28 protein-coding genes are annotated in these 24682 nt (G+C 64.3%); 7 read left to right on the top strand and 21 right to left on the bottom strand.

What is annotated here, in order from left to right; translation table 11 throughout:
• Window positions 1-161 precede the first annotated feature (161 nt).
• The gene (locus O1A05_RS06465; protein WP_270107216.1) at window positions 162-1112 is read left to right on the top strand and encodes a universal stress protein; all 951 of its coding nucleotides are present in this window, start codon (window positions 162-164) and stop codon (window positions 1110-1112) included.
• 310 nt (window positions 1113-1422) lie between these two features.
• Here O1A05_RS06465 and O1A05_RS06460 read toward each other — a convergent pair whose 3' ends face one another.
• The 8 genes from O1A05_RS06460 to O1A05_RS06425 form a co-directional block, all read right to left on the bottom strand.
• Window positions 1423-2382 (bottom strand): DMT family transporter, encoded by a 960-nt coding sequence (locus O1A05_RS06460; protein ID WP_270107215.1) that lies wholly within the window; start codon window positions 2380-2382, stop codon window positions 1423-1425.
• A gap of 38 nt (window positions 2383-2420) precedes the next feature.
• A complete protein-coding gene (locus tag O1A05_RS06455; protein WP_270107214.1) occupies window positions 2421-2963 on the bottom strand; it encodes a TetR/AcrR family transcriptional regulator in 543 nt (180 codons plus the stop codon).
• Window positions 2920-4443 carry an MFS transporter gene (locus O1A05_RS06450; RefSeq protein ID WP_270107213.1) on the bottom strand — a complete coding sequence of 508 codons (1524 nt, stop codon included), beginning with the start codon at window positions 4441-4443 and terminating at the stop codon, window positions 2920-2922. Before O1A05_RS06450 ends, O1A05_RS06455 begins: the two co-directional genes overlap by 44 nt.
• 71 nt (window positions 4444-4514) lie before the next feature.
• Entirely contained in the window at window positions 4515-4646 is a 132-nt protein-coding gene (locus tag O1A05_RS06445) for a hypothetical protein (protein WP_270107212.1), read from the bottom strand.
• A 22-nt stretch (window positions 4647-4668) separates the two neighbouring features.
• Complete coding sequence (locus tag O1A05_RS06440) at window positions 4669-4929, bottom strand: siderophore-interacting protein (protein WP_270107211.1); 261 nt, start codon at window positions 4927-4929, stop codon at window positions 4669-4671.
• A gap of 131 nt (window positions 4930-5060) precedes the next feature.
• Window positions 5061-5249 carry a hypothetical protein gene (locus O1A05_RS06435; protein WP_270107210.1) on the bottom strand — a complete coding sequence of 63 codons (189 nt, stop codon included), beginning with the start codon at window positions 5247-5249 and terminating at the stop codon, window positions 5061-5063.
• Window positions 5250-5279: 30 nt separating this feature from the next.
• Complete coding sequence (locus O1A05_RS06430; protein WP_270107209.1) at window positions 5280-6404, bottom strand: MFS transporter; 1125 nt, start codon at window positions 6402-6404, stop codon at window positions 5280-5282.
• Window positions 6404-6880 carry an N-acetyltransferase gene (locus tag O1A05_RS06425; RefSeq protein ID WP_270107208.1) on the bottom strand — a complete coding sequence of 159 codons (477 nt, stop codon included), beginning with the start codon at window positions 6878-6880 and terminating at the stop codon, window positions 6404-6406. Before O1A05_RS06425 ends, O1A05_RS06430 begins: the two co-directional genes overlap by 1 nt.
• Before the next feature lie 41 nt (window positions 6881-6921).
• Here O1A05_RS06425 and O1A05_RS06420 point away from each other — a divergent pair, with 41 nt between their 5' ends.
• Window positions 6922-7971: an NAD(P)-dependent alcohol dehydrogenase gene (locus tag O1A05_RS06420; protein WP_270107207.1), complete on the top strand. Its 1050-nt coding sequence runs from the start codon at window positions 6922-6924 to the stop codon at window positions 7969-7971.
• Here the strand turns inward: O1A05_RS06420 and O1A05_RS06415 are convergent, their stop codons facing one another.
• Together O1A05_RS06415 and O1A05_RS06410 are read right to left on the bottom strand one after the other, a co-directional pair.
• Window positions 7972-8100 (bottom strand): hypothetical protein, encoded by a 129-nt coding sequence (locus tag O1A05_RS06415; RefSeq protein ID WP_270107206.1) that lies wholly within the window; start codon window positions 8098-8100, stop codon window positions 7972-7974.
• 287 nt (window positions 8101-8387) lie between these two features.
• Complete coding sequence (locus tag O1A05_RS06410) at window positions 8388-9398, bottom strand: ABC transporter substrate-binding protein (protein ID WP_270107205.1); 1011 nt, start codon at window positions 9396-9398, stop codon at window positions 8388-8390.
• A gap of 254 nt (window positions 9399-9652) precedes the next feature.
• On the opposite strand from O1A05_RS06410, the gene O1A05_RS06405 reads away from it, so the two are divergent.
• Complete coding sequence (locus O1A05_RS06405) at window positions 9653-10666, top strand: NADP-dependent oxidoreductase (protein WP_270107204.1); 1014 nt, start codon at window positions 9653-9655, stop codon at window positions 10664-10666.
• A 29-nt stretch (window positions 10667-10695) separates the two neighbouring features.
• Here O1A05_RS06405 and O1A05_RS06400 read toward each other — a convergent pair whose 3' ends face one another.
• The 4 genes from O1A05_RS06400 to cmtR all read right to left on the bottom strand — a co-directional run bounded on the left by O1A05_RS06400 (window position 10696) and on the right by cmtR (window position 14296).
• Complete coding sequence (locus O1A05_RS06400; protein WP_270107203.1) at window positions 10696-12825, bottom strand: GmrSD restriction endonuclease domain-containing protein; 2130 nt, start codon at window positions 12823-12825, stop codon at window positions 10696-10698.
• Window positions 12826-13008: 183 nt separating this feature from the next.
• A complete protein-coding gene (locus tag O1A05_RS06395; RefSeq protein WP_333482007.1) occupies window positions 13009-13299 on the bottom strand; it encodes a sigma-70 family RNA polymerase sigma factor in 291 nt (96 codons plus the stop codon).
• Window positions 13300-13340: 41 nt separating this feature from the next.
• Entirely contained in the window at window positions 13341-13940 is a 600-nt protein-coding gene (locus O1A05_RS06390) for a cadmium resistance transporter (RefSeq protein ID WP_270107516.1), read from the bottom strand.
• Entirely contained in the window at window positions 13937-14296 is a 360-nt protein-coding gene (gene cmtR, locus O1A05_RS06385) for a Cd(II)/Pb(II)-sensing metalloregulatory transcriptional regulator CmtR (protein WP_270107202.1), read from the bottom strand. Before cmtR ends, O1A05_RS06390 begins: the two co-directional genes overlap by 4 nt.
• A gap of 350 nt (window positions 14297-14646) precedes the next feature.
• Between cmtR and O1A05_RS06380 the strand changes: the two genes are divergently transcribed.
• A complete protein-coding gene (locus O1A05_RS06380; protein WP_270107201.1) occupies window positions 14647-15624 on the top strand; it encodes an NAD(P)/FAD-dependent oxidoreductase in 978 nt (325 codons plus the stop codon).
• A gap of 115 nt (window positions 15625-15739) precedes the next feature.
• The gene (locus tag O1A05_RS06375) at window positions 15740-16168 is read left to right on the top strand and encodes a heavy metal-responsive transcriptional regulator (protein WP_270107200.1); all 429 of its coding nucleotides are present in this window, start codon (window positions 15740-15742) and stop codon (window positions 16166-16168) included.
• On the opposite strand, the gene O1A05_RS06370 is transcribed toward O1A05_RS06375, so the two are convergent.
• The gene (locus O1A05_RS06370) at window positions 16165-16491 is read right to left on the bottom strand and encodes a four-helix bundle copper-binding protein (RefSeq protein WP_211090502.1); all 327 of its coding nucleotides are present in this window, start codon (window positions 16489-16491) and stop codon (window positions 16165-16167) included. The two genes, O1A05_RS06375 and O1A05_RS06370, sit on opposite strands and share 4 nt — an antisense overlap.
• A 158-nt stretch (window positions 16492-16649) precedes the next feature.
• Between O1A05_RS06370 and O1A05_RS06365 the strand changes: the two genes are divergently transcribed.
• Together O1A05_RS06365 and O1A05_RS06360 are read left to right on the top strand one after the other, a co-directional pair.
• Window positions 16650-16859 carry a heavy-metal-associated domain-containing protein gene (locus O1A05_RS06365; protein ID WP_211090503.1) on the top strand — a complete coding sequence of 70 codons (210 nt, stop codon included), beginning with the start codon at window positions 16650-16652 and terminating at the stop codon, window positions 16857-16859.
• Between the two features lie 40 nt (window positions 16860-16899).
• Window positions 16900-19362 (top strand): heavy metal translocating P-type ATPase, encoded by a 2463-nt coding sequence (locus tag O1A05_RS06360; RefSeq protein ID WP_270107199.1) that lies wholly within the window; start codon window positions 16900-16902, stop codon window positions 19360-19362.
• Window positions 19363-19613: 251 nt separating this feature from the next.
• Here the strand turns inward: O1A05_RS06360 and O1A05_RS06355 are convergent, their stop codons facing one another.
• The 6 genes from O1A05_RS06355 to arsB are packed head-to-tail and all read right to left on the bottom strand — an operon-like array spanning window position 19614 to window position 24608.
• On the bottom strand, window positions 19614-20243 hold the full coding sequence (locus O1A05_RS06355; RefSeq protein ID WP_168887297.1) for an arsenate reductase ArsC: 630 nt from the start codon (window positions 20241-20243) through the stop codon (window positions 19614-19616).
• Between the two features lie 12 nt (window positions 20244-20255).
• Complete coding sequence (locus O1A05_RS06350; protein ID WP_168887298.1) at window positions 20256-21602, bottom strand: FAD-dependent oxidoreductase; 1347 nt, start codon at window positions 21600-21602, stop codon at window positions 20256-20258.
• A complete protein-coding gene (trxB, locus tag O1A05_RS06345; protein ID WP_168887299.1) occupies window positions 21595-22578 on the bottom strand; it encodes a thioredoxin-disulfide reductase in 984 nt (327 codons plus the stop codon). The genes O1A05_RS06350 and trxB overlap by 8 nt, the downstream gene beginning before the upstream one ends.
• A 12-nt stretch (window positions 22579-22590) precedes the next feature.
• Window positions 22591-23031, bottom strand: a complete 441-nt coding sequence (locus O1A05_RS06340; RefSeq protein WP_270107198.1) for an arsenate reductase ArsC — start codon at window positions 23029-23031, stop codon at window positions 22591-22593.
• 27 nt (window positions 23032-23058) lie between these two features.
• Window positions 23059-23493 carry an arsenate-mycothiol transferase ArsC gene (locus O1A05_RS06335; protein WP_211090505.1) on the bottom strand — a complete coding sequence of 145 codons (435 nt, stop codon included), beginning with the start codon at window positions 23491-23493 and terminating at the stop codon, window positions 23059-23061.
• The gene (gene arsB / locus O1A05_RS06330) at window positions 23490-24608 is read right to left on the bottom strand and encodes an ACR3 family arsenite efflux transporter (RefSeq protein ID WP_168887300.1); all 1119 of its coding nucleotides are present in this window, start codon (window positions 24606-24608) and stop codon (window positions 23490-23492) included. Before arsB ends, O1A05_RS06335 begins: the two co-directional genes overlap by 4 nt.
• Between the last annotated feature and the right edge of the window lie 74 nt (window positions 24609-24682).

Here is a 24682-nt window from a genome sequence, read left to right as displayed (position 1 = left end):
ACCGACCACGCGAACGAAGGCGTTCCAGGAGTTCTGGCTCCCGGGACGCCTTCGCCGTTTTTCGGGTGCCCAACCCCTAGGAAACCGTTGAATCTGAGCGTAACCTGGAAGGACACTCCGGTCCGGTAGAGCACATCCGCAGTCGAACAAAGGAGTTGGCCATGGATCGCCCCGACCTATCCCCCTCATCCCATGACCCGCTGGGAGTTCTCGTCGGTTTCGACGGCTCCCGTCACGCCACCGCCGCGCTGCATTGGGGAGCCGCCGCTGCCCAGCGCCGCGGCACGACCTTGAGCGTCGTCGCAGCGTTCACCGCTCCGATGCTGATCACCGGTCACGTGGACGCCGCAGGCGGCAGCGTCGGAGTCGATGCCGCACGCCGCGCCACCGAGCAGGTGCTGCAGTTGGCTCGTGACACCCTCGATGGCGCCGGCTTCACCTCCGAGAGCCTGCCCACCCGGTTCTTCACCGTGAATGAAGACGCCACCGGCGCCCTGGCACGGCTGTCGGAGAATGCCGATCTGATTGTGATCGGCCGGCGTGGCCACGGCCGGTTCTGGTCGCGGGTGCTCGGTTCCGTCTCCGCCGCACTGCCGGCCCACGCCCAGTGCCCGACGGTGATTGTGGGCGCCAGCGACGAGGACGTCGAGGACATCACCCGGGTCACCGAGGACACCCGCCCGGTGACGGTCGGCGTCGACACCTCACCCACCTCCCGCAAGGCCGCCCTGGTTGCTGCTGACGAGGCCATCGCCGCCGGTGTGCCACTGCGCGCGGTGCTGGTGCTACCGTCCTTCACCGGCCCGCCGTCCACCTACACGGACGCGGCAGCGCAGCTGGATACCCAGTCCAAGGACGCCGCCCAGCGCGGTCTCGATGCCGAGCTGAACTGGATCCGCGAACAGCGCCCGGATGTGGAACTGCAGGGAACCATCATGCGTGGCGTTCCCGCCGAGGCGTTGATCGAGGCGTCGGGTTCGTCTCAGTTGACCGTGGTCGGTTCCCGCGGACGCGGTGGCTTCGCCTCGCTGCTCCTCGGTTCGGTCTCCCGAACCACACTGTCGAACGCTCAGGGCACCATGATGGTGGTACCCAAAGACCGGAAACGGTAAATTCCGCCACACAACGATGATGCGGGGCGCTCCATTTCCGGGGCGCCCCGCGTTCCTGTTGTCTAAGAAATCAGCTCATCAGTGGCGATCAGATGTCGCTCCGGAAATGCGACGAGCTTCGATAACATCAATGCCCTGGCGATGAGAGCGCCCACCATAGCCAGGACACTGGCGAGCGCAGACTCTCCCCAACTGACGCTCAGCACTACCGCGAGCGTTATCAACAGCGCTGTGCTGATCCCCAGCACTGCATAGTGGGGTTTGCCATGGCGAGTAGGTGTGCGATGGCTTCTTCAGATCGCTGCGACATTCAGACTAACCGGACGAGGATGACGCCGAGGGCCATCACCACCAGGGCGAGGAGTTGGGCGGGGGCCACCGGTTTGCGCTGAACGTGGACCAGTCCGAAGTGGTCCACCAGCAAGCTGCCCGCCATCATGCCGAGCAACACCGCGACGACAGTGGCACCGGCGCCGATCTGCGGCACCAGGAACGCGTTGCCTGCCACGTACACGGAGCCGAGCACGCCACCGAGCCACATCCACCAGGGGTTGCGTCCTGCAGTTGGTCGCGTCAGCTGGAGGCGAGGCCGGGTGGCTAGCAGAATCATCAGTAGCACGACGACGCCGGTGGCGAAGGACACGGTGGAGGCCTTCAGCGAGGAGCCCAGCTCCTGACCGAGGTGTCCGTTGATCGCAGCCTGGGTGGCGAACATCGCCCCGGCGATCACCCCGGCACCGCGCCACCACCACAGGCTCCGGTCCCGCGACTCCGACGTCGTGTTGACTGGCGGAGACGTCGCCGAGCGCAGCCTGCAGGCGGTCCGTTGGCCTACCAGCACCACGGCGAGCACACCGGCGAGCATGAGCAGCGCCCCGGCCACCCTGGTCAGCGTCAGGGGTGCTTCCGTGACCCCGAACCAGGCGAACTGGTCAACCAACAAACCCATCAGGATTTGCCCGGCCAGCGGAATGATCGCGGTCTGAACGGCGCCAATTTTGGGGACCAGCAGCACGGACGTCGTCATCGCCACCACGCCCAGCGGTCCGCCCAGCCACGACCACCAGTCGAATCCGGCCGCCTCCGCGGGGTCGAAGAAGAGGCTCCGTTCCACGGACAGGGTCAGCACCGTCAGGAAGCTCAGGCCTACGGTGAACGACACCAGCGACATCACCCAAGGGCTGACCACCGCGGCGCGCAGGCGCGCGTTGATCCCGCCCTGGATGGGCAACAGGAAACCGGTGACGACACCGAGCAACAGCAGATTCACACCAGCTACCGTATACCGCCGACCGCAGAGTTCGCGGATCAGGCGTCGTCGGGAATCATCTCCAGGATCCGCTGCGACAGCACGGCCCGTTGCTCCTCGCTCAGAGCCGGGGTGTGCACGTAGTCGTGGAGCCAGAGCCCGTCGGCAAGGAGTTGAACGAGGTAGGCCTGCTGGCGCAGCTCGTCGTCCTCGATCCCCTCAATGTCCGGGGACCAACGGCGATCGACCTCGAGCCAGCATTCGTCGAACTCGGGGTGGCTGCGGGCGTCGATTTCTAACAGCAGCTCGGCTTTGGTGGCCGGGCGGGTCAGAGAGATCACCATTGCCCGCAACCGGCGCGCCTGAGACACCTCGTGCGCCGGTCCACCGGCGGCGGCGATGAGCTCGGCTTCCCAGTTCGCAGCCATGTACTCGTGCAGTGCGCGCAAGATCGCGTCGCGGGAGGGGAAGTGGTAGATGATGCCGGATTTCGACATGCCAGAGGCTTCCGCCAGCGACTCATAGGAGATCGCCTCCAGTCCTTCGGCCTCGATCAGCTCAATGGCTCGTTGCAGAATGCTCTCGCGCTTGCTCGTCCTCAACAGCGACGGCTCCCTTCGGGTTGTCTCGGAAACAGTATGCCGTGATGGCGGCGGAGAGCACAGCCACCGCGGCAACGATGATGAGCACGGTCAGGTACGCGGTATCGTAGGCTCCCACCGCAGCAGCACCGTGCACGGCATGGTCCACCCCGTGGTCGACGTCGTGCGCCACCGCCTCCGGGGCGTTCAGCGCATAGACCAACGGCATCAGACTGCCCAGCACCGCCACCGAGATCAGGGTGCCGAACTCATAGGAAACCTCCTCGACGGACGCGGCCATGCCGGCGCGGCTGCGCGGAGCCGAACCCATGATGGCGGTCGAGGCCACGGAAGCAGCCAGCCCGCCGCCCATGCCCACAAGCATCAGCGACACCACGAACATCCACAGCGGGCTGGACGCGATGAACGCCAGAATTGCTCCGGTCAGCCCCAGCGCCATCAGGGTGAACCCGCCGGAGATCAACGGGAGGAAGCCCAACCGGTGCAGGTTCGCCCCGCCCAACACCGCCATCGGAATGGCGGGCACGGCCACGGATGCAACGAGCAGCCCGGCCTCGAGCGGGGAGAAGTCCGCCACGGTCTGGAAGCGCTGGGTGGTCATCAGCTCGGTGCCGGACATGATGACCATCATCAGCCCAGCCGCCAGCACGCCGCCGGTGAAAATGCGGTTCTTGAAGATACCGAACACCAGCAGCGGCTCGGTGAGGCGCTGCTGCCGGCGGACAAAGAGGACCGCGCCGACCACGCCAAGCACCAGCCCGGCAGCCAGCAGGATTCCGGAGCGGTCGGCGTTGGCGACCTCCTTGATGCTCAGCACCATTCCGACCATCGCCGCCATGGCCCACACCGAGGAGACGGCGTCCCAGTGCTTGGCCGGGTTGGCGAGATTCGGCGGGGCAATCAGCGCGGTGAAGATCAGGATGAGCACCACCACCGGCACGTTGATCAGAAACACCGAGCCCCACCAGAAGAACTCGAGCAGTAGTCCGCCCATCACCGGTCCCATCGCGGCGCCCACTACAGCCACGGAACCCCAGATGCCGATGGCGGTGTTGCGCTCTCGCTCGTCGGTGAAGGTAATACGAATCAGCGCCAGGGTGGCCGGCATCATGGTGGCCGCGCCCACTCCGAGCAGGGCGCGGGCGGCCACCAGGAACCAGGCGCTGGGCGAGAACGCCGCGGCCAGCGAGCCGAGCCCGAAGAGAATCACTCCGAGGGTGAACATGCGCCGGTGCCCGATGCGGTCACCGAGGGTGCCGGTGCCCAGCAGCAGCCCGGAGAGCACCAGTGGGTAGGCGTTGATGATCCACAGCGACTGGGTGGCGGTGGTATCGAGCTGATCGCGCAGCTCGGGCAGGGCGGTGTAGAGGATCGAGTTATCGGCGCCGACCAGGAAAAGTCCGGCACTGATCACGACGAGGAACGTCCAGCGCTGAGCCGCACTCGTGGGCGCGGTGGCGTGCGGTGAAAGAGCTTGCATGCCCATAACTGTACCAAACGTTCGGTACAGTTATGAACCCGGGGAAGGAGACGTTCGCCACCTGGAACGGCTTAGCTGAGTGCGGATTTTCCGCGCTTCCAGTAGCCGCAAAAGGTGACATGCGACTTCGGAATCCCGCAGCCCTGGTCGATCATGGCGACCTCGGTACCGGGCTGCACCGCGACGGCCCAGGGGCCGGCCACGCGTTCCTTGAGGCAGGGTGAGTTACTTCAGGTAGCCGCCCATGCCGAACCGCCGCGACATCCGCTCGAAACTGGAATTCTCGGACACCGGGATGGCCAGACGGAACCACTGATCAAAGCCGCGTGAGCGGAATCGGTCGAGCTGTCCACCTGAGAAAGTCGCCCGGGTCATGTGTGGGGTGATGCGCTCGGTGCGGAGCACCTGGGTGGTCACCAGCCCGGAGTCGGCGTGGGCGACGGTGATGTTGCTTATGGGGCAGTCCTGTCTGATCGCTGGCGTCACGGATCACACGGCGCGGTAATGACAGGACGTAGACCATCGGGCTCCCCTCCGCGATGGGCGTTGTCGTTGATGGTGCTCCTCCAGGGCGCCTAGAACAAGCCTCAGCGGCAAGCTAGTAGCGCGCTAAGGCGTCAGGCCAGGTCATGGCGCAGCCCGTGGTAGATGGTGACGCCGAGGAACAGAACGATGGCGGGCCAGACGTTACCGGCGGCCTCCAGGAAGGGGCGGTCGAACATCCAGGCAGCCAGGCCCACCATTCCGGCCACCGCCACGGCGTAAAGACCTAGCACCAGGGCCAGGTAGGCGATTCGGTTCAGCATCGTCACTCGTTCTCCCACCCACAGGGAAACTCATGCCAGGGCCAGCACCGACACCAGCGCCGCACCCAGTCCCAGCCCGACGTCGAAGATGATGTTCCAGGCCGCACTCATGCGGTCGGTTTGCAGCCGGGTGTGGGCCCGGCGCATCAGCACGGTGAGCACGGTGGTCTGCACCACGCCCGAGGCCGCACCGATCAGGGCAGCGGCGATCATCACCGTGGCGGGGCCAGAGCCGACCATAAACCACACCGTCCCGACGGCGAGCACCGCCAGCGCGGCACCAGCCAGCACGCGGGCCGAGACGTGGTCGATGACGGCGCCGGTGGCCAGCCTACCCAGGGCCACCGAGAACTGGGTGGTGGCGGTCGCGAGCACGACCACCCAGGCGGCCGAGGTCAGAGCGAGCACGCTCATCGACGACAGCGCCACCGCGTAACAGGTGACGGCAATCAGGTGCCCGGTCAGCGCCACACTGCTCAGCCACAACAGTGGACTCCGCAACATAGACTTCCCACGGCGTCCCGTCGAAGATGCTGCGTCGTCGGTATCACCGACATCCGCCGCCTGCAGCGCCTCGCCGGCGTCGTGCCCCGAACCGACCTGTAGTTCCGCCGTACCGGCAGGGACCCTGACCAGCGTGGTCGCGGCCAGCCCGAGCCCGGACGCAATGCCGGCCATGGTCAGGGTGCCGCCGGGGCCCACCTGAGTGACCAGCAGCATGCCCAGCGGACCGCCGATCAGCCCGCCCACGGCGTTGGCGAACCCGAATAGCGCCAGGGCGGGGGCGATGCGCTCCGGCGCCACCACCTCTTTCGCCCAGGAGGTACAGGAGATCACGAACACCCCGAATCCGGCACCGAACAGCACGATGCCGGGCCAGTGGTCCAGCCAGGGCAACGCCACCGCCCCGGCCACCATCAACGCCAGCCCCAGCCGCACCGCACGCACCCGAGGCGTCAACCAGCGCCCGGCCCACACGATCACCGGCTGAATGAGCACCACCACGGCCATCAGCACCGCCACCAGGGTTCCCGGCGCCACCGAACCGCTCGAGAGTATCAGGGCCGCGCTCGGGTACACCCCAAAGAAGCAGGCGAATGCCGCCGCAGCGGTGAACGCGACTCCCACCTCGGGCCGCAGCGGTGCTCGCCTCATCAGCGCCCGTACCGGTACGGGTGGCTCCAGGGCCAGGCCACCGCAATCCAGTCCACTAACGCGAGCGCCAGCACTTCATCCAGGTGCGCGTGATCAGCGCGCACCCAGGACTGCACCGATACGTCGTGCTCGGGCAGCCGCGCAGCCTCCGGAATCTCCGCGGCCGGGTACAGGTATACGCACCCCACCACCTCATCGGCCGGGTTCAGCACGGTGGAGGTGAATCCGCGCCGGGCCTCGAAGTCGCTCGCATGCCGTTCCAGGTCCGCCCGGTTCCGTTCCGGCGTCATCCCCTCCACCGGCGGCCACGACCCATCGGGATACCCCGGGGTGGCCCGAATGTGTTCCACGCTCGAGCTCCACGCCGCCAGGTCCGCCTCGTTATGCTGCGGCCCCAGCGGCTCGAGCCGGAACTGCTCGGTGACCAGCGAGCGCGGCGGGTCGAAATCTGCGGGGAGGAACTCCTGCGGTGCCATGAACCGAGCATAGCCCCGGGGCCATCTGATAAACAGGAGGCATGACGACGAACGCCACCGCCCTGATTGCCCCCTCCACTGGCGCCGCTTTCGAGCGCGGCCAGATCACCCGCCGCGACCTCGGTGCCGACGATGTACGCATCGCCATCGCCTACGCCGGAATCTGCCACTCCGATATTCACCAGGTGCGCAGCGAATGGGGCCCGGGCACCTTCCCCATGGTGCCCGGCCACGAGATCGCCGGTGTTGTCACCGAGGTTGGCCCGGAGGTCACCGACTTCCAGCCCGGTGACCGGGTGGGTGTCGGATGTTTCGTGGACTCCTGCGGTGAGTGCGAACCGTGCCAGGCCAGCGAAGAGCAGTTCTGCACCCGCGGCACCGTGATGACCTACAACTCTCAGGAGTATTCGGGTGAGCCCACCTACGGCGGCTACTCCACCGAAGTCGTGGTGCGCGCCGGCTACGTGCTGCGCATCCCCGAAGAGCTCAGCCTCGATGCCGCCGCTCCCCTGCTCTGCGCCGGCATCACCACCTACTCCCCGCTGCGGCACTGGAATGCCGGACCGGGCAAGCGCGTCGCCGTGATAGGCATGGGTGGACTCGGCCACATGGCGGTCAAGTACGCTCACGCCCTGGGCGCCCACGTCACCGTGCTCTCGCAGACCCGCTCCAAAGAAGACGACGGTCGCCGATTCGGCGCCGATGACTACCGCGCTACCTCCGAAGAAGGCACCCTGGAGTCGTTGCGAGGCAGCTTCGACCTGATCATCAACACCGTCTCCGCCGACGTCGATCTAGACGCCCTGCTCGCTACTCTCACCCTGGACGGGGTCCTGGTGTTCGTGGGCCTGCCCGAGAACCCGCAGACGCTCTCCGTGTTCTCACTGACCTCCGCCCGGCGCGTGGTGACCGGGTCGAATATCGGTGGCATCCGCGAGACTCAGGAAATGCTGGACTTCTCCGCCGAGCACGGCATCGCTGCCGAGGTGGAAGTGATCTCCGCTGACGACGTCGACGCGGCCTACGAGCGGGTGCTGCGCTCCGACGTGCGCTACCGGTTCGTCATCGACGTCGACACCCTGCGCGACTGATCAGGCGTCTTCAGTCTCCCAGGCAGCCGAGACGTTGATACTCGTGGCGCGGAAGGCCTCCGGGATCTCGGCCGGCTCCTGCTGCGTGAGCCCCTGATCCAGCCGCGCCTGCCGGATAGCCAGCCCCACATCGATATCTACATTTTGGACGATTCCACGTGCTGAGGTCTAAGCCCGTCGAAGATCAGTCGTCGCCCTCGAAGAGGCCACCGTCGAGCAGCCAGTGGTAGCGCAGCCGCAGAGCACGCTCGATGCTGGCCAGCAAGGCGGCCAGCACCAGGGTTCAGTTGCCGCCAGCGGAATCGCGGCATCGGATGACCGTCACCTGGCTTGATCTTGCGCGCCGCGCGGCGTCGTCGCCATTCGGCGAAAACACTGGCGAGCGTAGCAAATCGAGATGACGCCTGCCTCGGGGATCAGGCGCCGTCGTTGAGCAGGTCTTCGATGGCGATCGGCTCGTCGATCAGACCAATCCGGTCGGAAATGTCGATGATCTGCTGCAGCGACTCCCGGTGATGCTCCTGCGGGAAGAGCGGGATGGTGGTCTTCTCCAGCGTCTCCGGCGAGGAGGTCGTGTACTCGGCGATCACCTCGCGTACGATCTCCGGGTTCTCCTCGGAGAACTGCTGCGACTCCTTCATGGCGGCAGCAAAAGCCTCAACCAGATCCGGGTCACTCTCAATCAGGCCCTCGGTAGCGAAGTACCCGCCGATGGAGAGATCCTCCACGGGCTGCGAGAACGGCCCGTAAATGCGCTCCAGGCCGGCCTCGTCGCCGATCACGGCGAATGGATCGACCGCGGTGATCGCATCCACATTCCCGGCCTCCAGCTGCGGAACCATGTCCGGGAACGCCACTTCCACGAAGTTGATGGAGTCAGCATCGCCACCCTCCTGCTCCATGCCCTCAGAGATCACGGAGTCGAAGATGTTGTTCAGCGTGTTGACGGCAACGGTCTTGCCTTCAAGGTCCGTGATGGACTCAATGCCGGAATCCGGGGTGACCATCACGGCAGCGAAGTCTTCCAGCTCGCTGCCGGTGGTCTGCGGACCGGTGGCGACAATCTTAATCGGCAGACCACGGTCGCGCGCCACCACCAGGGAGGTCACGTTCGAGTAGCCAAAATCGAGGTCCCCGGACTGCACACCGGGCACGATGGCGGCGCCACCCTGGGCCTGAGTCAGCGTGAGGTCCAGGCCATGCTCCTCGAAGATTCCTTCGCGCTGACCCACGTAGATGGAGGCGACGTCACCGATCGGGATCACACCCACCTCCACCGGAGTCAGCTCACCCTGTGCCTCGGCGGAAGCCTCTTCCTCGCCGCCGGAGGGAGAACCCTCACCACAAGCGGTCAGCAACAGTGCCCCGGCGCAGGTCAGGGCGGCGAATCCAGCGGTGCGTCGTTTCGACGTCGTCAACGTGAACATAGAGAGACTCTCCTTCAGTGGCTCCGGCCGGGCCGAAGTGATGCGAGTAGATGAGTGGTGAACGTTCTATTGTGAGCATGAACACATCGTGGCTTGAGTGTAAATCATTGAATATTCGGCGGCAATCACCTGCCTTCATAAATAGTTCGCATACCCCTGAATTGGGCGCCGGGTTCGCCAGGATGGTTCGTCCCTCAGCGGACAACTAGCCCACGACATTGCGCCGGGTTCACGGCAGTGCCATCGTCAAATCCATGTCCGAGAACATCAGCACCCAGGTTCAGCTCATCTCCCGCCCGCAGGGGTGGCCGACTCAGGAAAACTTCCGCATCGTCCAGGTGACCCTGGACGAGCTGGCCCCCGGGGAGGTGCGCGTTCGCAACAGCTACCTCTCGGTGGACCCATACATGCGCGGACGCATGAGCAACGCGAAGAGCTACGTAGCGCCGTTTGCGCTCGAGGAGACCATGACCGGCGGCGCCGTAGGTGTGGTCACCGAGTCCCGGGATGAATCACTGCCGGTGGGCACGCAGGTGCTGCATCAGCTCGGCTGGCGTGACATAGCCCAAGCCCCGGCGTCTCAGTTCCGCGCGGTGCCGGAGATCCCGGGCGTCGAGCCTTCCGTATACCTGGGCATCCTCGGGATGACCGGACTGACCGCTTACGTCGGGCTAACTACCATCGCCCCGGTGTCCGAGGGCGACACCGTATTCGTCTCCGGTGCAGCCGGTGCGGTGGGTACCGCCGTCGGCCAGATCGCACGCCTGCTGGGCGCCTCCCGGGTGATCGGTTCTGCCGGGTCCGCGGAAAAGATCGCACTGCTCACCGAAAAGTACGGCTTCGACGCCGCCTTGAACTACAAGGACGCCCCGGTCCGCGAGCAGTTGGCAGAGCTGGCGCCCGAGGGGATCGACGTGTTCTTCGACAACGTCGGCGGTGACCATCTGGAGGCGGCCCTGGATGTGTTCAACGACGGCGGCCGCGGCGCGCTGTGCGGGGCGATCTCGACCTATAACAGCACCGAAACCGCAATCGGGCCGGACAACATGGTGAACATGATCAAGCGGAGCCTGCGGCTGCGTGGCTTCACCGTGGGCCACCACCTCGACCAGTCCGCCGAGTTCCAGGAACGGATGGCGCAGTGGTTCAGCGCCGGAAAGATCGCCTACGACGAGACCGTGGTGGAGGGCATCGAAAACTCCGTGGATGCGTTCCTCGACATGATGCGCGGAGCCAACACCGGCAAGATGGTCGTCCGCGTTTCTTAGTTGCGAACCTGAAGCTCTAGTAGGCCGGGCTATTCCATATCGTCTACAGAGTCGGCCACGTTCTCTAACCGATACTCGCTACGGATCGAGTCCAGGAGCCGGTCACCCTTCGGGGTATCGGCCACCCAGAACTTCCAACCATTGACGCTGGATCCAGCTACCGCGTGACCTGCCGCCGACAAAGTTGGATACGATTCTCCCTCGAGAAGAATCGTTCCGCCCTCCTCAATTTCACCCACGGCGTCGTACGCCCCAGCGGGAGACAGGACAGTTCCGCTTTTGATTAGCCCCGCTTCGATGAGGTCGAGGACCGAGATCTGTCGTTCGTCAGAGGCGTCTCGATCGGTAGGCGGTTGCGGGTCAGCTTCGATGATCGGCGCATAGGTCGTATCGTCTGCGCCTTCACGCAATGCGGTGAAGGCTTCCTGCGCCACTTTCGCCATGAGCTTGCGCCGCGCTGCAAGGAATTCGGGATAAGACATTTCGGTCCAGCCCGGCGGGAGCGCGTGAAGGTGTTCTTGTCGAGCCAAGCGTTCCGCACTGAGATAGGTCTTAGCCTGCACCTGCTTAGGCCAGTATTCATTCGGCATGGCATCGCTGATTGCGATGTTGTCACTCCACTCAACCAATGCCATATTGCCGATCTGGTTGATCTGGCGAAAATCCTTGATACCAATGCGCTTGAGGTATTCCTTCGGGAAGAGGTGATGGCGTTCGATCCCCTTCTTCGCAGTCACAGCCGGGTCCAAACGATCCCGAACTTTTCCGCTGGACAGAAGAGCATCAGCGTCGAGGATATTGAGTCCCGCGAAATAAGCCAGCAATGCAGGGCTCTTCGCCGCGGCAGTTCCCAGCTCGTTTGGCAAGGTGATCGTCCAGAAGTCAGCGGTCAGAGTGTCGGAAATGATGCGATCCAATGCACCGACGAATCCGACACTTGGGTCGTCCGCAATTTCGGCAATAGTTGCAAAGTCACGTTCAGCCTGGGACTCGAAAGAACCTGAGTAACGCGCCGTGGTGTGAGCCATGAAGAACCACCGTGCAATGACCTCTCGAAGCTGGTCAAGAGGCACTCGATACTCCGTGCGGCCGATCAGCCAGATGGCATAGGTGTACAGAATGACATTCACGCTCGAGATCATCTTCTCGCTGCGATAACCAGCTCGTTCCAAACACTTAAGGTACTCGTGCCAGTTGGTCAGATCGAGAACGTGCCGCTGTGCCTCTTGCAACTGTGCGAACTGCTTCTCGCGGGAGTCGGCGGACGTCAAACCGGTCTCAAGGTCTTTTCCTCGGAGCAGAGAATAGGCATGACGTAGAACGGCACGTCTAAACGCCAACGAAATGCTGACGCGCAACAGTTGATCAGGGGACGGTGCCAAATACCAATTGAACGGTGACGCCGCTTTGCTGGGTACTTTGCTGTCTCGGGCGAACTGCTCAAGCTGCTTTCGGCCTTCGTCCCAATGCACGCTCATCAGGGTGAGGATAAAGTCAGCCTGGTTAAGCTTCACACCTTCGGAGTTGATTCTGACGAACACTTCAGCGACTTGTTCCTCGTCGATCGCAGAATCGAGCTCAACGACGTCGAATGGGTAGTTCTGCAGATCTCGAACCCTGTCGAGTGCATCTTCCCAGTCGTCGCGCTTTGCCTGATCAAGTTCTCCTCGCGCCGTTTCGTAGTCGTTGAAGAATTTCGAGACCGTACGGCGATAGTTGCCCCACAGCTGGGTAATGTCCTTCAAGAATTCGGGGTTCTTGTCAGTGGTAGCGTCCCAAACAGCGAAGTGTGCGTCTCGTGGACGGAATGCGATCTGAACGCGCGACTCTGTATAGTCCTCGCGGACCACTGTGGCACCCGTAATCACAGAGTAGAGCGAGGTCAACCGCTGTTGACCGTCAACGATCAACCATCGTGCGACTTTCGCTTCTTTTCCATCAGTACCGATCTGCCGCGCCCCGGCTTCTGCGCCGGTTTCCCAAAGCAACAGGTGGCCGACGGGAAACCCTCGGTACATAGAATCGAACAGATCACGCACCTTGGTATTCGCCCAAACGAACGGCCTCTGTAGTTCCGGTAGCGCGATGTCGCCTCGAGAAATGTTGTCGACCAAACTGCGCAACGAGAAATTCGTGGATCGAAAGAGCGTGATGGCCACTGTGAAACTCCCAAAAACGTTGTCATTCTCAGATGGTTATGCCGGGTAGCATCCGCTTCCTGCTTGGAGAAACGCCTGCTCGCATGGTCATATCCGCGTTGCGCTTCATTCTTCCGTAAGCCCCCAGCGTTGCCCAAGATCATGTCTGCAGAATTCGGACAATTAGTTGTTCCGACGGCAGAGTCACCAAAATTGCGGATGAAGTCCGTAATGGAAATCTGCCTCACGCAGCGATTTCAGCGCCTTGTTCTGGATCTGCCGGATCCGCTCGCGCGTCACACCGTAGATCTGCCCGACCTCCTCAAGCGTCATTTCCTTCCCCGTCGCAAGACCGTATCGGAGGCTTAAGACGCCCGCTTCACGCTCGGGGAGACAATCGAGACATGAGTCCAAGACCTCATTACGCTCGTTGAGCTCAATAATCTTGTGAGTCGCAGCGGTAAGTGGCGTGGTTTTCGCACCGGTAAGTGGCATTTTTAGCAAGCCAGGTGGCCGCCGGCAGGTGATGTAGGAGTTTAGAGCCCGAATGCTCCGCCACTGATGAGGATGAAGATACCGAGGCCGATTAGCACGATAGGGAACAGCACGTGTTCCCAGCGTTCTAAGATTTCGGCGATCGGCGGGCGGGTGGCGAATAACTTGGCCAGCATGACCAGGACGGCGACGAGTACGAGGAAGACGATGCAGTAGGTCACCACCGTGGCTGGGGCTACGTTGAGGAAGACCGGCACGTAAACCCCAATGTTATCCCCGCCGTTGGCGAAGGTGACTGCTGCGACGGTCCACACGCTAACCCTCTTGTCCGCGATTTTGGCATCGTCATCATCGTCCTGGTCTTCACGCCAGGCCTGCCACCCAGCCCACAGGCCCAGACCCAGGGGAATCAGCCCAAAGTACGGGATAGCTGCCGAGGGCAGGATGGCTCCGGCACCCAGACTCACCAGCACAGCCGCACCGAGGATGCCTGAGAATCCCAGGTATTGACCGGCGGCGATACGTGCCGTGGTCCCGCGTTGTCCAGCTCCACGGGCGAAGAACAGCGAGACCACGATGATGTCATCAATATTGGTTGCGATGAACAGACCGATCGCCTGCACAACAGAGGAAAAAATCACGGGACCAGCCCCGAGGAGCAGCACCCCGGTACTGAACAGCCAGAGTCCAGACACGGCGCGTCCTCATCGACGGCCAGAGTGACCTCGACCAACGTAGTCAGCGCCTGTGCCAGGTGCGCATCAGTAATCTCATACCGTGTCTGGCGACCCTGGGTCACAGCGACCACGATCCCGCAGTCGCGCAAGCACGACAAATGATTGGAAACATTCGAGCGGGTCAGACCCAACCCCTGGGCCAGCTCCGCCGGGTAGGAGGGGCGTTCCATCAAGATCAGCAGTATCCGTGAGCGGGTGGGGTCGGCCATCGCCCGGCCCAACCGGTTCATCACATCTACACGCGAAGCAATAGTCAGCATCTGGTTAACTGTACAGCTAACGCTGAACCATCCAATCTGTACTCACTTTTTCGGGAGCGTCCCAGTTCCTTGGTTGTGGGACTACTACGGCCTAAGGGAACAGGCTCGCTCTGCATCCGTTAAATCCAAGACCTATCTTGAGGTCCTCAGGCAGGGCGTCTCATAGGGGCTTCCTCAACTGAAGCACTCAAGTATGCCCGGTTCTTTCCACGGCTCGGCACGAAACTCCCACCGAGGCGCTCTGGGAAAACGAGACCCACAGATTGTGCGAGAGCCACAAGCGGGTTGACCTTCCCTCAGCTGGAACGTGGAGAATTGACGAGTTGCCCGCCCCGAACCGTCGAGGACCGATGAGTACAAGCACATCCCTTCCCGCTTACGTCGATGCTCTGGTCATTGGCGGGGGCGCCGCTGGCCTCTCGGCTGCTACCTGGTTGGGTCGTTACCAGCGCCGCACCTTGGTGGCCGACGCCGGCCAGCACCGCAACCGGTTCGCAGATCAGGTTCACGGGTTGCTGGGCCGGGACCCGATCAGCCCCAGGGAGTTGCTGAACCAGGCCCGCGCCGACCTGGCCCAATACCACCAGGTGAGCGTCTACGAGGCAACGGTAAGCGCCCTGGAGCCTACCGGCCAGGGCCGGTTCCAGGCCACGATCGACGGCGCCAAGGTTATCGCCGATCGGGTGGTGCTAGCCACCGGGGTCCGCGACCAGTGGCCGCCAATCGCGGGCGTCGATGCGCACTGCGGCGTCGATGTGCATCACTGTCCAGCCTGCGACGGGTACAAGGCACGCGGGGGCACCGTTGTCGTCCTAGGTGCTGGCGAACACGTGCCCGCCTACGCTGCCGAGCTGCTGGATTGGGCCGAGGCCGTGCGCATCGTCACCAACCCCACCGATAGGGCCTTCGACGAAGCCCAGAGGGCCACATTGGCCGAGCACGGCATCAGCGTCGTGGAGGGGGTGGCCCAGGCGCTGATCGGGCTTCCGGGAGCCCTGGAGGGGTTGCGCTTGAAAGACGGGACTGTCGTGGAGGCACAGAAAGTGTTCTTCTCCTACTCCCATCACCCCACCAATGACCTCGCCCTCCAGCTGGAGTGTGAACTCGATGATCACGGGCAGATCGCCGTGGACGGATACCAGCTGACCAGCGTCGATGGCGTCTACGCCGCCGGGGACATTACTCCCGGAATGCAGCTGGTCTCGGTGGCCATCGCTGAAGGGGCGGTCGCTGGGGTGGCGTGTGCGACGTCGATGCGTGGGAATCACACCAACGAGCACGCGCCTTCTCCGGCCCCTCCGACGAGGCGTTTCACCATGAACCGGTGACACCGTCTGCCACTGGACCCAGCGACATAGGTAGTTCGACCAGCCCCCAATCAGCGCCTGAGGAGAGGCGAGATTAACCTTCCCGCGGGCTGTAACATTCTTTGCAGGAGGACTTATGAAGATTGGCGAACTCGCCCGGCTGTCCGGCGTCACCACCAAGACGATCCGTTATTACGAGTCCATTGGGCTTTTGCCGGATCCGGTGCGCACCCCGTCGGGTTATCGGGACTTTGATGAGTCTTATGTCGATCGGTTGACTTTCATCCGCACCTCCCAGCGCTTGGGAATTACCTTGCATGAGGTTAAGGAGATGCTTCTGTTCCGGGAGCGGGGTGAGGCCCCATGCGCGTATGTGCGCAGCGTGCTGGATACCCAACTGGAAGGGATTGATCGGCGGATGCGTGAGCTTGAGTTTCTGCGGGAGCAGCTGACCCAGATTGTTTCAGAGGCGGACCCACTCCCTGCCGCCGCTGATAACTGCACCTGCCAGTTGATCGAGCACGCGCGGCAGAAAGCCAGTATCGCCCCTAGTGGTACGGACTAAGCCGAGACCATCTGCCGGCATGCATCGGCGGCCTTGCGGCAGGCCTCGGCACACTCGGTCATGCCGGTCCGCTCACATTCCTGCGCGCAACGCTCGCATGCGTCTGCGCATACCCGACAGAGTTCGGCGCTGAAGTCGCTGCCACGGGCGATCAACGGGATACAGGCCCGGCATAGATCGGCGCAGTCGACACACAGTGTGATGCACCGAGCCAGATCCTTATCCCCCTGCTCGACACACTCCTTGGCGCACGCGGTGCACTTGGCCAAGCAGTCGCTGAGGATATCGATGAGCTGTTTGGTGTGGTCTTCGATCATTGTCATGACGATTTTCCTTCCCAATAGTTAGCAGTCTTCTTATCGTGGACCTTCCCCCGGCTGGAACGTCAAGCTCCCGGGCCTACGAACCGTCTCATCATCCAATTTGACCTTCTAGTGGAGTGGAAGGTTTATGGTTGATGGCACCTACAAGGAGGTGTGTCGTGAGCACTTATACATTCCGTGTTGAAGAGATCCACTGTGGTGGCTGCGAGAAAGCGATCCGCAATGCGTTGACCCGTGTGAACGGGGTGCGAGACGTCACTGCGGATTCTGACACCAATCAGGTGACGGTGAGTTACCACCAGTCCCAGACCAGTATCGAAGAGATCGGTGAGCGCCTTGCCACCGCTGGCTATCCGGCCGTCAGCTGAGCTGGCGCGTGAGACTACCGAGGAGACGGGAACGAGCACTGTGACGAAAACGGAACAGGCAGAGCAGCTGTGGGCGGAGGAGCCCAGTCACCTGGCGGGACACGCCCGCATTCGAGCTCGGATCGCGGGTCTGCATTGTTCGTTGTGCACCGGAACGATCGAGAAGGCGCTGTGTCGTCAGTCCGGGGTGGACACGGTGGCGGTCAGTCTGACCCATGAACAGGCCCTGGTTGACTACGATCCGAAACTCACCGGTCCTGAGAAGATCCTGAAGACGCTGCGCGATATCGGCTATGACCTCTATGACCCGCGCAAGTTGCGGCCCTTCGAGGAGGAGGAAGCCGACCTCGTTCACGAGGGCAAGCGTCTGCTGGCCGCGATCGCGGCGAGTCTGGCCACCATCGCCCTGATCCTGGAGGTCTCTGGTCTCTGGTCGGTGCTGGTGCCAGCCTCGGTCGTGATCCTAATGGTGCCGGTCTCCTACGCAATCATGCGGCCCGCCGGCCGAGCCCTCGCCACCTTGGGTGCGGTGACGATGATCGCTCCGGCCGCATTGGCGTATACGGGCCGCCAGTCAGGGTGGGTTAGCGAGACAGCGGCGGCGTGGCTCACCGGCGCCCTAGCGCTGACGGTGGTGTTGGCCATCGCCCCCCATATCCTGCGCATGGCCTACCAGGCCGCCAGGCGGGGGATCCTCAACCAACACGTACTGCTGGAGATCGGTGCGCTTGGTGGCATCGTCGGCGGTGTGATCGGGTTGACAGAAGTCTTCCCTGATTACCCCACTGCGGCGTTCTTTGCTGTGACCGTGTTGGTGGCGAACTATCACATCTTCTCTGAATGGCTCTCCCTGCTGGTCAAGACCCGCTCCAGCCAAGCGGTGCGCAAGCTGCTGGAGTTACAACCCGATACCGCCAGTCTGGTCCAGGACGGCACTGAGAAAGAGGTGCCTGTCACCCAGATCACAGCCGGGGACCTGGTGCGCATCCGCCCCGGAGACCGGGTCCCGGTCGATGGCCGGGTCATCGAGGGTTACTCGACCCTGGATTTGTCCCTGGTCACTGGTGAACCCGTCCCGGCCGAACGCTCAGCTGGTGGAGAGGTGATCGGTGGGTCCATCAATGGGGCCGGCACTCTGTTGGTGGAGGCGACCCGGATCGGGTCCGAGAGCTTCCTGGCTCAAGTGGCCCGGCACGTTGAAGACTCGAGAGCGCTGAAGCCCGGGATCCTGCACCTGGTCGACCGGGTGCTGCGCATCTACACTCCCACCGTGCTGATCCTAGCTACTCTCGCGCTGCTCGGTTGGCTGCTAGGTTCCTGGGCATGGGCGGAGGAACCGGATGTGCGACGGGCAGTGTTCGCCGGCATCGGTGTGCTCATCATGGGTTATCCCTGCGCGATGGGGATCGCCGCCCCGCTGGCCCTCGTCCGGGCGGCCGGGGAGGCCGCCGACCAGGGAATCATCATGCGCACCGGAGAAGCATTCCAAACCTTCGGCCAGATCCGCACCATCGTGCTGGATAAGACCGGCACCCTCACTGAAGGCAAACCTGCTGTCCGCGAGATCCAATCCCACACCGACGAGGCAGACCTGCTCACCACCGCCGCCGCGGCCGAAGAGCCCTCCGAACACCCACTAGCCCGAGCTATCGTCACTGCTGCCACTATCCGAGGTCTGACCCTGCCAGCGGTCCAGGACTTCCACTCGGTCACCGGCTTCGGCGTCACCGCCACCGTCGACGGTCGCGCCGTGTTGGTCGGCCGGCCAGGCTTTCTGGTCGATCGCGGCATCGACCTGACCCCCCTCGGCCCCGCCATCCAACGCTTAGAGGCCATCGGACGCACGGTGGTGGCCGTCGCCGCCGACCGCGACTTACTGGGAATCATCGCCCTGGGCGATGAGATCCGCCCCGAGACGGTCGAGGCCGTGCAGCAGCTACAGGCAGCGGGCATCACCCCCGTGTTAGCAACTGGCGACAACCTCCCAGCGGCGAAGCACGTCGCCGCGCAGGTCGGCATCGAAGACATCCGAGCCGGGCTGCTGCCTGAGGACAAAGCCGACCTCGTACGCGAGCTCCAGACCGAGGGGGCCCGGGTCGCGATGGTCGGTGACGGCATCAACGACGCCCCTGCCCTGATGCAATCCGACGTGGGCATCGCCATGGGCAGCGGCACCGACATCGCAGTGGAATCCGCCGATGTCGTCATCGTCCGCGACGACCTCCGCGCGATCCTCACCGCACGCCAAACCAGCCTCTCCAGCTACCGCCGCACCAAGCAGAACGTCGCCCTGGCGTTTCTCTTCAACGGCACCGGGATCCTCGTGGCCACCACCGGGTTGGTCTACCCAGTCTGGGCAATGATCGCCATGGCCCTGTCCGTGACCACCATCTTCATCAACTCCCTCGGCGGCAGACCACGGCTACTCTTCGAAGCCATCGGCAGTGTCGGACGCTCCCGCGAAGACACAAAACCTGACGTGGTGGACACGCGCCCAACCTGACCAACCTGAATGTCATGTTCAGGGGCCCCCTTCACGAAACGGCAGCCAGGTGGGCCGAGTCCTGTGCCAGTTGCCCAACCCCTTTCGGATACCAGGGCCGCCAATTTCCGTTTAGGAAAGGCGGCCACTTATTGCTGCGACTCACACCGTAGTGGGCGTGTCGACAGTGTGACTGTTAGCGGGAGATGGCGGGGAATCGCAGTTTCGCTTGGCGGCTCCGGGTGCTTCTGTTCTTGCCCGGTGGGCCGTCGTCAGTTCTGGATCTCGGTCCACAGGGCGCGGACGCGGTCGTCGATCTGGTCGACGATTTCGCGGATTCGTTCCGGTGTCTCCTCGGCGGGGTCGGCCAGTTCCCAGTCCAGGTAGCGTTTGCCGGGGTAGATGGGGCAGGCGTCGCCGCAGCCCATGGTGATGACGTAGTCGGCTGCGCGGACGACGTCGTCGGTCAGTGGTTTGGGGAAGGCTCCGGACAGGTCGATGTGGCGTTCGGCCAGCGCGTCGATCACCAGGGGGTGGACCTCGGATCCGGGCAGCGAGCCGGCCGAGCGGACCTCGACCCGGTCGCCGGCGTAGTGGGCCAGCAGGGCGCTGGCGATCTGGGAGCGTCCGACGTTGTGCACGCAGACGAACAGCACCTGCGGGACGGTTGTCTCGATTGTGCCCTGTGCCAGGGCGAGAGCGCGGAGGCGGTCGGCGGCGAACCGTTCGGCGAGGATCGCCAGGTGGTCGCGGATTCTCGCGGTCCGCGACAGGGTGGTGTAGGACTCGAAGACGTAGCGCTCGATGGTCTCCGGGGAGAAGATTCCCTCGTACTTGCGGGCGAGGTCATCGGCTGTGTGTTGGAGGACTTGGGTGTCGAGCGGCGGGGTGTCGGCGGCCATGGCCTGGTCCTTTCAGGAGCAGCAGGAGGAGGTGGGTGCGCCGCCGATGGTCACCGGGAGTGGCCCGGCTGGCACGTCGCAGTATCCGCCGAGGTCTGTGGTGCAGACGCCGGTCTCGGGCAGTTCGAGGTGGACGGTGTCGGCGGCGACCCGGTCACCTGCCAGTGCTGCGGCGATGGAGCGGACCTGTTCGTAGCCGGTGGCCATGAGGAACGTCGGTGCGCGGCCGTAGCTCTTCATGCCGACGATGTAGAACCCGGGCTCGGGGTGGGCCAGCACGCGTTCGCCGTGTGGTTCGACGCTGCCGCAGGAGTGGAACTCCGGGTCGATGAGCGGGCCGAGCTTCTGGGGTGCATCGACGGTCGGGTCGAGGTCGAGGCGCAGCTCGGTCAGCATCGACAGGTCGGGGCGGAAGCCGGTGGCCGGGACGAGGACGTCCACGGTGAGCTTCTCGGCGCCGCTGGGTCCTGCGGCCTGGACGTGCAGCTGCTCGCCGTGAGTTTCGAAGCCGGTGATCACGAACGAGGTGTGGACATCGATTCGGCCGGATTCGACCAGGTCCCGGAGGCGGGTGCCCAGGGCGCCGCGGGCGGCGAGTTCGTCGCGGTCTTCGCCGCCGTAGGCGCGGGAGGCGTCCGCTGACCGGACGGCCCAGCTGATCCGGGTCGCGGGGTTGTCGTCGGCGAGCTCGGCGAGGTCGAGCAGCGTGTTGGCCGCGGAGTGGCCGGCGCCGACGACGAGGACGTGGCGCCCGGCGAACCGGTCACGGTCGACACCGGTGACGGCGGGCAGGGGCTGGGTGATGAGGCCGCGGGCTGTCGCCTCGGCTTCTCCGGGGGCGGGCAGGCCGGACCGGCCGAGTGGGTTGGGCTGGTGCCAGGTGCCCGAGGCGTCGATGACGCTGCGCGCCAACACGTCCTCGGACGATCCGTCGGAGGAGGCGATGCGGACGAGGAACGGGGTGGTCTCCCTGCCGGTGCTGCGGGTCTTGTCGATCCCTTCCCGGGAGACCGCGATGACGCGGGCGTCGGTGCGGACGACGTCGCCCAGTGCCGCTGCCAGCGGGGTCAGGTAGTCGGTGATCAGCTCGTGACCGGTGGGCAGGACTTCCGGGTTCGGGGCCTGCCAGCCATCTGCCTCGAGGAGGCGGCGGGCGGCTTCGTCGATGTTGTAGCGCCACGGTGAGAACAGGCGGGTGTGGCCCCAGTCGCGGATCGCGGCGCCGCTGGTGCTGCCGGCCTCCAGCACCAGCGGGGTCAGGCCGCGTTCGCGCAGGTGGGCGGCGGTGGCCAGCCCGACGGGGCCGGCGCCGATGACGACGACCGGCAGACTCTCGGTGTGGTTGGTGGTGTCAGCCATGGCTGGTCTCCTGAAGGACGGGGGCGGTTGCCGGTTCGGTGGCGGCGAGGAAGCGTTCGGCGTCTAGGGCGGCGGCGCACCCGGTGCCGGCGGCGGTGATGGCCTGCCGGTAGCGGTGGTCGACCGCGTCGCCGCAGGCGAAGACGCCGGGCAGGTTGGTGGCGGTGGTCGGGGCGTCGACGACGATGTAGCCGTCCGGGTCGAGTTCCAGCTGGCCCTTGACGAGTTCGGTGCGGGGCAGGTGCCCGATGGCGACGAAGATCCCGGTGGCATCCAGCTGGCTGGTGTTGCCGGTGAGTGAGTCGGTCACGCTCACGCCGGTGACCTTTTCGTCTCCGTGGATGGCGGTGATCTGGCTGTTGTACAGGAAGCGGATCTTCTCGTTCTGTTGTGCCCGCTGGGCCATAATCTTCGATGCGCGCAGGGTGTCGCGCCGGACCACCACGGTCACGGTCGCGGCGAACCGGGTCAGGAACAGTGCCTCCTCCATGGCCGAGTCCCCACCGCCGACGACGATGATGTGCTGGTCGCGGAAGAAGAACCCGTCGCAGGTGGCGCACCAGGACACGCCGTGCCCGGTGAGCCGCTTCTCATCGGCCAGTCCCAGCTCCTTGTACGCCGAACCCGTGGCGACGATGACGGCCGGTGCTCGGTAGGTGGCACCGGACAGGGTCGTGACCTCTTTCAGGGGCCCGGTCAGGTCGACGGCGGAAGCGTCGTCGTACTCGATGCGGGCCCCGAAGTTTGCGGCCTGCTCGCTGAGTCCCATCATGAGTTCCGGGCCCTGGATGCCGCCGGGGAATCCGGGGAAGTTCTCGACGTCGGTGGTGTTCATCAAGGCGCCGCCGTGGGTGACGGATCCGGCGATCACGCGCGGGGACAGCCCGGCGCGTGCCGCGTAGATCGCGGCGGTATAACCTGCGGGGCCGGACCCGATGATGATCAGCTCATCCGTTTGGGTGCTGGTGGTCGTCATGGTGTCAGCGCCTCACTTCGCGCCGGTCGATGCTGGCAGCAGCTCGGAGACGAGCTGCTCGATGCGGGCCTTGATGTCATCGCGGATCGGGCGGACCGCCGCGATGCCCTGGCCTGCGGGGTCTGCGAGGTCCCAGTCCTCGTAGCGCTTGCCCGGGAAGATCGGGCACGCGTCCCCGCAGCCCATGGTGATGACGACGTCGGAGGCCTTGACGGCGTCGGTGGTGAGGATCTTCGGGGAGGCAGAGGTGATGTCGATGCCGTCTTCTGCCATCGCCTCGACGGCGACCGGGTTGATCTGGTCGGCGGGTTCCGAGCCTGCCGAGCGGACCTCGATCCGGCCGCCCGACAGTTCGGTGAGGTAGCCGGCGGCCATCTGGGAGCGGCCGGCGTTGTGGACGCACACGAACAGCACGCTGGGCTTGGTCGTGGTGGTGTTGGGGGCAGCGGTCATAGGACCATCCAATCCGGGAGTGGGTATTCAGTCGTTGAGAAGTGCGGAGTGCAGAGCCTGGACGCGGGTGTCGATGTCGTCGCGGACCAGGCGCATCCGTTCGATGCCCTCGATGCCGCGCTCCGAGGGCTCATCGGTGTTCCAGGTCTCGATCGTGGCGGTCATACCGTCGACGGGTTCGACGTGTGCTTCCTCGCCGAGGACGATGACCCGGTCGACCCGGCGCAGCAGGTCCGGGTCGATCGGCTTGGGCGATTCTCCGGACATGTCTGCGCCCACCTCGGCGACCACGTCGGCGGACAGGGCGTTGAGGGAGGTACCGGGCTTGGTGCCGGCCGAGTGCACCTCAACCGCGTCGCCGGCATGGTAGCGCATCAGCGCGGCGGCCATCTGGGACTTGCCGCCGTTCTTGACGCAGACGAAGAGGACGCTGGGCCTTTTCGGTTCAGAGGTGCTGGTCATGCTCGGACTCCAGAGGTTCTGCGTGCGGGGACAGTCGGGTCGTTGGGGAACAGCTTGGGACCGGCCCAGAGAGCGACGTAGACGAGACCGACGAGGACGGGGACTTCGATGAGCGGGCCGACGACACCGGCCAGCGCCTGCCCCGAGGTGATCCCGAATGCGCCGATCGACACCGCAATCGCGAGCTCGAAGTTGTTGCCCGACGCGGTGAAGGCCACGCTGGTCGACTTCGCGTAGTTCAGTCCGACGGCTCTGGAGGCGAGCAGGCTGATGATGAACATGAGCACGAAGTACAGCAGCAGCGGCACCGCCATCCGGGCCACATCCAAGGGCTGCGAGGTGATCGCCTCACCCTGCATGGCGAACAGCAGCACGATGGTGAACAGCAGTCCGTAGAGCGCCCAGGGACCGATCCTCGGCAGGAACGTCTCCTCGTACCACTGCCGGCCCTTGGCTCTCTCACCAAGCACGCGGGTGAGGAAGCCCGCCAGCAGCGGAATGCCGAGGAAGACGAGCACCGATGCCACGATCGCCCACACGGAGAACTGCGCCGAAGTCGTCTCCAGTCCCAACCACGAGGGCAGCACCTGCAGATAGAACCAGCCCAGCGCACCGAAGGCCACGACCTGGAAGACGGAGTTGATCGCCACCAGCACGGCGGCGGCTTCACGGTCTCCGCAGGCGAGATCGTTCCAGATGAACACCATCGCGATGCAGCGGGCCAGGCCCACGATGATCAGCCCGGTCCGGAACTCCGGCAGATCGGGCAGGAACACCCAGGCCAGCGTGAACATGAAGGCCGGACCTATGACCCAGTTGAGGAACAGCGACAGAGCCAGCAGCTTCCGATCACCGGTCACCCGGTGCATCTCGTCGTAGCGAACCTTCGCCAGCACCGGATACATCATGACCAGCAGACCGATCGCGATCGGCACGGAGATCCCGCCGACCTTCACAGAGTCCAAGGCCGTGTCGAGCCCGGGCACGAAACGCCCCAGCAGCAGACCCACGGCCATTGCCGCCAGGATCCAGACCGCCAGCCAGCGGTCCAGGAAGGACATCTCCTTCGTCACCGGCACCGCGTTCTGCGCAGCCGTCGTTGCAGTGGTGTTCATCGGCACTAAGCTCCTTGTATCGATGGATGTCTATGGAACACACTAAGCGCATGCATCGATGGGCGTCAATGTAT

Source organism: Citricoccus sp. NR2, from assembly GCF_027594385.1.
Classification (GTDB): Bacteria; Actinomycetota; Actinomycetes; order Actinomycetales; family Micrococcaceae; genus CmP2.
The sequence above is the reverse complement of the archived record's forward strand: the minus strand, read 5'-3'. Positions and strand labels throughout refer to the sequence as shown.

Bases quoted from the DNA above. Each gene is read 5' to 3' on its own strand.
- O1A05_RS06465 (WP_270107216.1), top strand. From the start codon at position 162: ATGGATCGCCCCGACCTATCCCCCTCATCCCATGACCCGCTGGGAGTT.
- O1A05_RS06450 (WP_270107213.1), bottom strand. From the start codon at position 4,443: ATGCAAGCTCTTTCACCGCACGCCACCGCGCCCACGAGTGCGGCTCAG.
- O1A05_RS06435 (WP_270107210.1), bottom strand. From the start codon at position 5,249: ATGCTGAACCGAATCGCCTACCTGGCCCTGGTGCTAGGTCTTTACGCC.
- O1A05_RS06430 (WP_270107209.1), bottom strand. From the start codon at position 6,404: ATGAGGCGAGCACCGCTGCGGCCCGAGGTGGGAGTCGCGTTCACCGCT.
- O1A05_RS06425 (WP_270107208.1), bottom strand. From the start codon at position 6,880: ATGGCACCGCAGGAGTTCCTCCCCGCAGATTTCGACCCGCCGCGCTCG.
- O1A05_RS06420 (WP_270107207.1), top strand. From the start codon at position 6,922: ATGACGACGAACGCCACCGCCCTGATTGCCCCCTCCACTGGCGCCGCT.
- O1A05_RS06410 (WP_270107205.1), bottom strand. From the start codon at position 9,398: ATGTTCACGTTGACGACGTCGAAACGACGCACCGCTGGATTCGCCGCC.
- O1A05_RS06405 (WP_270107204.1), top strand. From the start codon at position 9,653: ATGTCCGAGAACATCAGCACCCAGGTTCAGCTCATCTCCCGCCCGCAG.
- O1A05_RS06395 (WP_333482007.1), bottom strand. From the start codon at position 13,299: ATGCCACTTACCGGTGCGAAAACCACGCCACTTACCGCTGCGACTCAC.
- cmtR (WP_270107202.1), bottom strand. From the start codon at position 14,296: ATGCTGACTATTGCTTCGCGTGTAGATGTGATGAACCGGTTGGGCCGG.
- O1A05_RS06380 (WP_270107201.1), top strand. From the start codon at position 14,647: ATGAGTACAAGCACATCCCTTCCCGCTTACGTCGATGCTCTGGTCATT.
- O1A05_RS06375 (WP_270107200.1), top strand. From the start codon at position 15,740: ATGAAGATTGGCGAACTCGCCCGGCTGTCCGGCGTCACCACCAAGACG.
- O1A05_RS06370 (WP_211090502.1), bottom strand. From the start codon at position 16,491: ATGACAATGATCGAAGACCACACCAAACAGCTCATCGATATCCTCAGC.
- O1A05_RS06355 (WP_168887297.1), bottom strand. From the start codon at position 20,243: ATGGCCGCCGACACCCCGCCGCTCGACACCCAAGTCCTCCAACACACA.
- O1A05_RS06350 (WP_168887298.1), bottom strand. From the start codon at position 21,602: ATGGCTGACACCACCAACCACACCGAGAGTCTGCCGGTCGTCGTCATC.
- trxB (WP_168887299.1), bottom strand. From the start codon at position 22,578: ATGACGACCACCAGCACCCAAACGGATGAGCTGATCATCATCGGGTCC.
- O1A05_RS06340 (WP_270107198.1), bottom strand. From the start codon at position 23,031: ATGACCGCTGCCCCCAACACCACCACGACCAAGCCCAGCGTGCTGTTC.
- O1A05_RS06335 (WP_211090505.1), bottom strand. From the start codon at position 23,493: ATGACCAGCACCTCTGAACCGAAAAGGCCCAGCGTCCTCTTCGTCTGC.
- arsB (WP_168887300.1), bottom strand. From the start codon at position 24,608: ATGAACACCACTGCAACGACGGCTGCGCAGAACGCGGTGCCGGTGACG.